The organism is Georgenia yuyongxinii (assembly GCF_006352065.1).
GTDB lineage: Bacteria > Actinomycetota > Actinomycetes > Actinomycetales > Actinomycetaceae > Georgenia > Georgenia yuyongxinii.
Genome location: NZ_CP040915.1, coordinates 868,980 through 877,379 on the forward strand (window position 1 = coordinate 868,980; position 8,400 = coordinate 877,379).

At 73.2% G+C, this 8,400-nt stretch carries 8 protein-coding genes; 3 read left to right on the top strand and 5 right to left on the bottom strand.

Going from position 1 to position 8,400, the window contains the following annotated elements:
- Nucleotides 1–81: 81 nt before the first annotated feature.
- Entirely contained in the window at nucleotides 82–729 is a 648-nt protein-coding gene (locus FE374_RS03980; RefSeq protein ID WP_168205584.1) for an SGNH/GDSL hydrolase family protein, read from the top strand.
- Here FE374_RS03980 and FE374_RS03985 read toward each other — a convergent pair.
- Entirely contained in the window at nucleotides 692–1,858 is a 1,167-nt protein-coding gene (locus tag FE374_RS03985; RefSeq protein WP_139927345.1) for a glycosyltransferase, read from the bottom strand. The two genes, FE374_RS03980 and FE374_RS03985, sit on opposite strands and share 38 nt — an antisense overlap.
- 3 nt (nucleotides 1,859–1,861) lie before the next feature.
- The gene (locus tag FE374_RS03990; protein WP_139927346.1) at nucleotides 1,862–2,401 is read right to left on the bottom strand and encodes a DapH/DapD/GlmU-related protein; all 540 of its coding nucleotides are present in this window, start codon (nucleotides 2,399–2,401) and stop codon (nucleotides 1,862–1,864) included.
- Nucleotides 2,402–2,519: 118 nt separating this feature from the next.
- On the opposite strand from FE374_RS03990, the gene FE374_RS03995 reads away from it, so the two are divergent.
- Nucleotides 2,520–3,665 (top strand): glycosyltransferase family 4 protein, encoded by a 1,146-nt coding sequence (locus FE374_RS03995; RefSeq protein WP_139927347.1) that lies wholly within the window; start codon nucleotides 2,520–2,522, stop codon nucleotides 3,663–3,665.
- Between the two features lie 3 nt (nucleotides 3,666–3,668).
- Here FE374_RS03995 and FE374_RS04000 read toward each other — a convergent pair whose 3' ends face one another.
- Genes FE374_RS04000 through FE374_RS04010 form a run of 3 tightly spaced genes read right to left on the bottom strand, consistent with a single transcriptional unit; the run spans nucleotide 3,669 to nucleotide 7,038 of the window.
- Nucleotides 3,669–4,406 (bottom strand): hypothetical protein, encoded by a 738-nt coding sequence (locus FE374_RS04000; RefSeq protein ID WP_139927348.1) that lies wholly within the window; start codon nucleotides 4,404–4,406, stop codon nucleotides 3,669–3,671.
- 5 nt (nucleotides 4,407–4,411) lie between these two features.
- Nucleotides 4,412–5,668 (bottom strand): lipopolysaccharide biosynthesis protein, encoded by a 1,257-nt coding sequence (locus FE374_RS04005; RefSeq protein ID WP_139927349.1) that lies wholly within the window; start codon nucleotides 5,666–5,668, stop codon nucleotides 4,412–4,414.
- Nucleotides 5,665–7,038, bottom strand: coding sequence for a hypothetical protein (locus FE374_RS04010; protein ID WP_139927350.1), 1,374 nt, complete (start codon nucleotides 7,036–7,038; stop codon nucleotides 5,665–5,667). Before FE374_RS04010 ends, FE374_RS04005 begins: the two co-directional genes overlap by 4 nt.
- 178 nt (nucleotides 7,039–7,216) lie before the next feature.
- Here FE374_RS04010 and FE374_RS04015 point away from each other — a divergent pair, with 178 nt between their 5' ends.
- The gene (locus FE374_RS04015; protein WP_139927351.1) at nucleotides 7,217–8,326 is read left to right on the top strand and encodes a glycosyltransferase; all 1,110 of its coding nucleotides are present in this window, start codon (nucleotides 7,217–7,219) and stop codon (nucleotides 8,324–8,326) included.
- The last annotated feature ends 74 nt before the right edge of the window (nucleotides 8,327–8,400 follow it).

Genomic DNA, 8,400 nt, shown 5'->3' on the forward strand with positions numbered 1-8,400 from the left:
AGGCGGCCATCCGGCAGACCCGACCGCACGCCGCGCAGGAGCCTGCCGTCCGGGCTCGTGACGCTCTGCGGCGTCGCCGTGGTGACCGCTGTCCTTATCGTCGCCGCCCTGACCCGCACCTACGAAACATCACCGGCCGCGGCCCGGGCAGCCGCGCCCCTCACGTCGGCCGTCCTGTTCGAGGACGCCGTCGAGCCTGTCCGCCTGGCGGCCGTGGGTGACTCGATCACGGCTTCGGGGGGGCCGCTCGAGGGTGGCGTCTTCAACGAGAACACCTGGCTGAGTCACGTGGTCGACGCCGTGGAGGTGCGGTGGGCGGGTGGATGGGCTCAGCCCGGCGCGACCACCGCGGCGATGCTCGAGGGTGTGGTGCCGGTCGCCGGCGCAGACGTGCTCGTGATCATGGCAGGGACCAACGACTCCGGCCAAGGCCTGCCGTTCGACACCACGGCGGATAACCTCCGCCACACCGCCGAGGTGGTCGGCGCCCCGCGCGTGATCCTCGCGAGCATCCCGCCCCGGGAGCCCGCCCCCGAGGTCGCCGCCGACTTCAACGAGCTCCTCGAATCCCTCGCTTCCGAGCAGGGCTGGGAGTTCGTGGACGTCGCCCGAGGGCTCCGGGACGACGACGGCGGCTGGTTGCCCGGGCTGACGGACGACGGCATCCATCCCCTCCCCGACGGGCAGGCCGTCATCGGCGCGGCGATTCGGGACGCGGTGCTGCTGTAGCGGCGCCGGCGTCGCGGTACGCGTCCTCGAGGAGCCTGACTACACGGAGCATCCCGAACTCCTCGCGTGCCAGACGCCGCCCGCGCCGTCCCATCTGCGACCGCGCCGCCGCGTCGCCGAGCAGGCGATCGATCGCGTCCACCAGCGCCGACGGGTCGTCGTCAGGCACCACTAGACCCACCCGGTGGGTCGCGACGGCGGAGGCCAGGCCGCAGCTGCGTGTCACGATGACAGGCTTCCCACGGGCCATCGCCTCGAGGACGCTCATCCCGAAGGGCTCGTCCACGGCCGGTAGGACGAACACCGCGCACCGGTCCATCCGGGACGGTACGCGGGCCGGCGGGACGGGGCCCTCCCACACCAGCCGTTCCGGTGCGGACGACAACGCGGCGAGCGCGCGGACGGCGTCCGCCTGACCGTCGTCCGGGCCCACGAGGCTGAACCGCGCGTCGGGGTGCGATTCGAGCAGTCGCGCCGCCGCCTGAGCGAAGAGGAGGGGGCGCTTGCGCTCGTGCATACGTGCCAGGAAGAGGACCTCCGGTGGGTCAGGAGGACCCGAGGTCCCAGGTCGCGTGTGCTCGTCGGTGATCCCATTGGGGACGACGAGCGTCCTGACCCGGCCCACGGCGACATCGTGGACGGCGTCGGACTCGCGGTCGTCCAGGCACAGGATGCGGCTGGCTCCGGCCAGGACGCGTCGGGTGAGGACCCGGTCCAGCGGCCCGGAGAGCGGGTGCTCGGAGCGCGCAATCATGCCGTGGGTCTGGACGACGTACGGTGCGCGGAGCATCTGGACCACGGCGGCGGCCGGCAGGGTCACGAGGTCGCGGGCCAGATGCACGTGGACGACGTCCGCCTGCCGGCCGTGCCGCGCCAGCCAGCGGTGCAGGCCGGGCGAGCCGAGGCCGGCGTACCCCGCGCCGGGCACCGCGGTTCGGGCGGGGAACAGCCGGACAGGCACCCCGGCGACGCGCACCGGCGGCGAAGATCCGAACCCGCGCTGGGCGGCCGCCACGACCACACGATGACCGCGGTCCTGCAGGGCCCGTGCCTGGTTGAGGGCCACAGTCGCGGGACCGCCGTAGGCGTTCTCCGGGGTGACAAGGGTGAGTAGGTGCAGGATGCGCACGGTTCAGCCGACCCTGTGACCGCGCGGTGCGAGCACGGTCGCGCCTGCCGGGACGTCCGACGTCATCAAGGCGGTTGCCCCCACGACGGCACCGGGCCCCACCCTGACACCCCGTAGCACGGTGGCCCGTGCCGCGACCCACGCCCCATCACCGATGGTGATCGGTCCGTTGTCGAACTCGAACGTGGGGGAGCGGTGGTCGTGGCTCCCGGTGCAGAGCAGGACGTCCTGCGAGATGCACACGTTGGACCCGATGGTCACCGGCTCGAGGTTGAGAATCCACGCGCCTTCCCCGACCCACGAGTCGTCACCGATCGTGAGCTTCCACGGCCAGTGGATCCGCACCCGGTGTCGGACCAGGACCCGATCGCCCACCGTGGCGCCGAACATCCGCAAGATGACGGCGCGCACCGACGCCGGGCACCACCACCGGACAAAGACAGCGCCCGAGATCAACATCCACGCGGCCTGCCAGGGCAGGCCGCGGCCCTTGTCGTAGCCCCGGCCGGTGAAGCCGCGAAGGTCGCGGGGGGTCACAGTCATCGATGACCGACCTCCGGGTCGCGGTGGGAACGGGCTCTGCTGCTCCGGGCAGCGTATCCGCCGAAGCTGGTTCAGAAGTGGCCTCTCGTGCCGGATCTTCGGGGTACGTTCGTGCGCCATGACCTGGTCGAGGGCGTCCGCGGGCCGGACGGGAGCGCGCGAGGACCGGCCCGGGGCACCGTCGCGCGTCCTCATCGTGGAGCCCGACGTGACCGGGCACCGGCTGCTGTACGTGCGGCTGCTGGCCGAGGCAGCGCAGGCGGCCGGGCACGAGGTGCATCTCGCGCTTGCGCCGGGGGCACGGCGGTCCGTCGAGTTCGGTCTCCAGCTCGCCGGGGTCGACGCTCCCATCCACGAGTCGGCGCGCTGGTCCCACGACGAGGTGGCCGCGCTGAGCCGGCGTTTGTTGACCGACCGCGTCCTCGTGCCCGACGGCGACCGGTTCGCCCAACGGCTCGCGCTCCGCCCGCGGTGGGCCGGCAGCGGGGACCTCGCCCTGCTCATCATGCGGCCCTTCCCCCACCCAGGGCTTGCCGCACGGGCGCGCGGCGCCCTCAAGGGGGCACTCCTGCGGCGGGCGGGACGCATGCGGCGCGCACACCTGGCCGTGCTCTCCAGCCCGTTCTCGCCCCCGCCCGGGTGGCGGGGCGTCGCCGTCGCAATCGATCCGGTGCTCCTCGAGGGCACCCCCGGGGACGTCGCCGCCGTCCGGCGTCGTGTCGGACTCCGCGCGGACTGTTACTGGTTCGCGGTCCTGGGCGTCATCGACGCCCGCAAGAATCTCGACCTCGTGCTCGACGCCCTCCTCACGGCGCGCCCGCCCGCCACCGGTGTGTGCCTCGCAGGCAGCATCGACGCGGCGGCGCGCGCCGCCCTCGACTCACGACGCGGTGCCCTCACCGCGGCCGGCATCGAGCTGGTCGTCGTCGAGGCTCGGCTGTCCAACGCGGAATTCGACGCGCTCGTCCGAGCGGTCGACTGCGTGGTGGTCGCGCACAGCAACGAGGGGGCGAGCGGGGTGCTCGCGAAGGCGGCGACCGCCGGCACGAGGATCGCGGCCGCCGGCGCCCGCTCCCTCCGACGGGACTGCACCGCCCTCGCGGTTTCCAGCGAGTGGTCCGAGCTGCGCGTCGACGCGCTCGCAGGCACGCTCGCCCGGGCGCGTGACGCGGCACGCCCGCATCCCGTGCCGCCGGCGGACCTCGCGTCGTTCACGCGCCCCCTGCTCGGCGACCTGGCGGGCGCGGAGCTGCCTGCCGGGTGACGGTCAGAACTGCTTGATCGACAGCGGTCCGCGCAGCGCCGCCTCGAGCGGCTTCGCCAGAACCGCGCGCAGCCGTCGTCCCTTGCCGTAGTCGCCTCCGTGGGTCCCCGAGCGTCCCGAGTACCGCGGGGGGCTGTGGAAGCGATGAACGGTCGTGCCGGAGGCCAGTGCGAGCGCGAGGCGGCGAGCCAGCACGTGCTCGAGCCACCGGTCCGAGCTCTCGTCGACCTCAGCGGCCATGCCGGTCAGTGTGTGCAGCCATCCGGCGCGCGTCGCCCCGACGAGCCGTGCGTCCACATAGGAGAGGTCGACCGTCGCACGCACGACCACGGCCCGCGGGTCGCGGTTGTCGGGGAGCACCCGCCGGAGGTTGGGGACGAACAGCCGGCCGGTGCACTTCAGAATCAGGTCCCCCGCGTCTGCCCCAGGGATGCGGGGCAGCACCGCCTCGAGGAGGTCTGCCTCGCAGGCCCCCTTGCCACGAGTGACGACGGCGGCATGGGGCGGCGGCACGGGGACCAGCAGGAGCCGATCGGACGGGGGGAGCCCCCGCGTGAGATCGGCGAGGTCCGCCCCGCTGTTCTCGGCCAGCACCAGACGAAGGTCCGGCCAGTCCCCGGCCAGCTGGACCCACCGCCGTAGGGCCCGCTGGTACTCGGCCGTTCGGACGGCGGGGTCGGTGACGGCCAGGCGGGTCTCGGCCTGCGGACGCACGGTCGCGGTAAGGATGACGGTTGGCACCGGACTCACACCGCCCGGGCCGGGCCGCGCCGCACCGGCTCGCGGTCTCGAGTGCCGTCCGCCCCCGCCGCAGACGAGCGTCGCCCGCGCACAGCGAGGGCGAGCAAGAGAAGTATGGCGCCCTGCGTGGCGATCGGCCCCGCCCAGAGCCACGCCAGCCCGCCGAGAGCACCGAGAGCGGTCAGGCCTCCGAGCCCGACGGCGGTGCCCGCGCCGACGGCGACCGCGGCTCGCGCGGGGGCTCCCTCCGCCAGCAGCTCTACCTGCAGCGCCTGGCTGTACCCGGACAGCGCCGCCCCGACGCACACGGCAACCAGCAGCGGCCGGGCCGGCTCGTACGCCTCGCCGAGCACCCTCACCGCCGCTTCGGCGACAAGCGGCGAGACGAGAACCATCGCAATCCCGTAGCCCGTGACGACGCGCCGCAGGCGGCGATACGTCCGCGACCGCCCGGGTGCGGACCGGTCGCGGGCGGCCTCGGGCACGTAGACGGAGGTCAGGGCGGCCGGGACGAGATTGACCACCCCGGAGATGCGGGCGGCGGCGCCGTAGAGACCAACGCCCATGCCTCCGGTCGTGAACCTGACCAGAGTCAGATCGAGCTGGACGAGCTGAGCGGCGAGCGTGGAGAGCCAGAATCCTCCGGAGCTGCGGACGAGCCGCCGCACGCCGGCGGGGCGATCACGGCGCAGGGTCGCCCAGAGCGCCGCGACGAGAAAGACCGCCGCCGTCCCGGCGACGTATCCCCAGAGGACCCGCCCACCGCCGGCGAGGGACAGGACGAGCGCCAGCGGGACGACACGCTGCAGCACGAGCGTCAGCGAGGCGACGGCCTGCCGGCCGGACCCGGCGAGCTGCGCATGGATGAGGTCGCAGAGCTGGTCCGCCGCGACCGCGGTGCCGGCGGCGACCGCGACGAGGACGGGCGCGCCGAGGCCGAGCAGCGCCAGGAGGGCCGCGCCACCGGCGACGGCCGACGTGAGGGTGCGCACCAGCAGCATCGCGCTCAGCGTCGCCCCGGAGGTCCTCTCCCGTGAGAGCTGGAGCGCGCGGGTGCTCAGCCCGAGCCCGAGGAACGCACCGAGGAGGAGGCCGACCGCCAGACCTTGCGCGAGGTAGCCGAAGTGGACCGGCCCGATCGATCTGGCGAGCACAAGCAGCGTGACCGCCTGCAGCCCGGTCGCCCCGCCACGGGCGATGATCCGGCCGCTGAGCACCCCGCGGGTCCTCTGGTGCGCGGAGCGAGCGGCGGGGCCAGTCATGTGCCGATGCTCGCGACTGCGGGTGGGACCGGCTGTGCGGGCGTCCGACGCGGGGAAGAGAAGTGGTCCGTGCCGGCGGCCACCAGACCCAGGACCAGCCAGTTGCCGACGACCTGGGCGCGCGACGGCTCGATCATCATCTCGAAGATCACGACGACGAGTGCTGTGAGGAGGACGGCATTCACGGGCCCGGGAAGTACTCGCCAGGACCGGACGGCCTGCGCCAGGCCGAGCAGATATGCCCCGGTCAGGCCGACGAAGGCGACGGCGCCGCCTCCCACGAGGGCGGAGAGGAACGCGTTGTGCATGGCGTCGTCGATGCTGGTGATCGCCTCCAGCCAGCCCGCGCTGGCGGCAGCCTCGCGGAACACGAGGTTCTCGTCGCGGCCGAGGGCGAAGGACAGCGGGTCGTGTGTGAGCAGCTGCCAGACGTAGGTGTAGTTCGTCACCCGGAGGTCGGAGCTGGTGACGTCCACGGTGAGCAGGCCGGTGACCGTGTGCGCGGCGACGAGCCCCGCGCCCGCCACGACCGGCGCGCGCAATCGCGGGAAAAGCAGGAAGGCCAGCACCACGGTGCTCAGCGGCACCTGGAGCAGGATGCCGCGGGCCTGGAAGTAGAAGAGCGCCCAGTAGACCAACGCCCCGACGGCGAGCACCGCGGCCCCGCGTTCCCAAGCCGCGGTCCGTCGGGACAGGACGAGGTACACCAGGAGCGGCACGGCCACGGCCGAGAGCATCGCGATGCTGTCGATGGCCACGTTCAGCCCGTAGTTGCGCGGGTACGGGGAGACGACGCCGAAGATCGCCCGACGCCCCACCTCCCCGGCGACGTTCGGCAGCGGGAGGATCCCTCGCCCCGCCAGCATCGCCGTCACCCCGAAGACCGCGATTGCGGCGTACGCGCTCCACCCCATCGCCCGCAGGTTCAGCCAGTCCGGCTGCAGCGTCCGGGCCACCAGGAAGATCAGCAGAAAGCTCACCGCGGTCACCAGGTGCCGGCCGGTTTCGGCAACCGGCAGATAGCTGATCCGCAGGGGGTAGGAGAAGACCCAGAGCACCAGCAGCGTCGTGATCCAGCGGCCGGTCCGGTCGGCGGCCCGCCAGCCGAGAAGCCTGGTGGCCGCAACAACGACGAGGATCGCGTTGTCGACCGTCACGGACACGACGGGTGTCTGCACGGCGAACGCGGTGAGCGGCTGCGTCAGGAGGAAGAGGCAGACCAACCGGACCGTGGGGTCGAGCCGGGGGGCCACCCGCAGCACGCCGAACACGAGCAGGGGAGCCACGGCCAGCGGCACCGCGACGTAAGGGGCGACCGTCGCCAGGACCGCGAGCAGGACGGCGCCGGCGACGGCCGCGGCCAGCAGCATGCGGCGTCCCTCAGGCGCAGCCGGGCGCGCGGCGGCAGTACGCGATGAGCTCGTCGTCCCGGTCGGCGTGGCCGCGAAGGGTCATGGCCCGGAGTATCGCACCGGCTGGGTCCGATCCGTGGAGAATTGACGCACGCACCGGCGGACGAAACGCCAGCCGGGCGGAAGGGAGGGCCGCATGGGCATCGAGCTCACATTGGCGTGGGTGACCAACGTGGCTTCCCCCTACCGCCTGCCCGTGTGGGAGCACCTCGCCTCGGGTGCCGACCTCACGGTCCATCTGCTCGAGAGCTCGGCCCGGCTCCTCAAAGACCCGGGGAACCGTGGACCGGAATGGGCCGTCGACGGCGGCCAGGGCTACGCGATACGCGAGGTTCCGACGTGGCGGGTCACGCGCGGCGAGACCCAGCTCTACGTCGCGCGCCGGAGGATTTTGCCGCGTGCCCGACGGGTAGACGCCGCCCTCCTCGGCGGCTGGGAGTCGCCGGCGTACTGGCAGGCGCTCGCCGAGGCCCGACACCAGGGAGCGCGCACCGTCGGCTTCTACGAGTCGACGCTGAGCACCAACCGGTTCAGTGGCGGACCGGTGGCCAGGGCGCGTGAGCGGTACTTCCGTCTGCTGGATGCCGTGGTCGTGCCCGGCCCCGCCGCCGAGGAGGCCGTCCTCGCCATGGGCGTGCCGGAGAGACGTGTATTCACCGGTTTCAACGCCGTGGACGTGCGCGGCATCCACGCCGCGACCACGCGGCTTCGGCAGGGCGCGGGAACGCAGCCGGGCCACCGGTTCCTCTACGTCGGACAGCTGATCGACAGGAAGAACGTCGCGTCCCTGGTGCGGGCCTTCGCCGCCGTGGCGCAGCCCGCGGACAACCTGGAGATCGTGGGTACCGGGGCGGGGCGTCCTGAGCTCGAGCGGCTCGCCGTCGGGCTCGGGGTGCGGGACCGCGTCGCCTTCACGGGCCTGGTGCCCTACCCCCAGCTCCCGGCGGTGCTCTCCCGCAACGACACCCTCGTGCTGCCGTCCACCGAGGAGGTCTGGGGTCTCGTCGTCAACGAGGCCCTCGCGGCGGGACTGCACGCCGTCGTCAGCACCGTCTGCGGAGTCGCCCCCTCCGTCGCGGGCATGCGTGGCGTCCACCTGACTGGAGCCTCGCCAGCCGGCCTCGGGGCGGCGATGGCCCACAGCAGATCGGCGTGGCGCGGTCCGGTCCTCCAGCCCGAGATCCTCGCCTGCACCCCCGAACGTTTCGCCGGCGTCTTCCGCGACGCACTGACCGCAGGGCGCTGACGAGGGCCACCCGGCCGACCCTCGAAACCACGCGCGCGCCCGCGGCGTCTCGCCCCGCGTTCACCCCCTTTCAC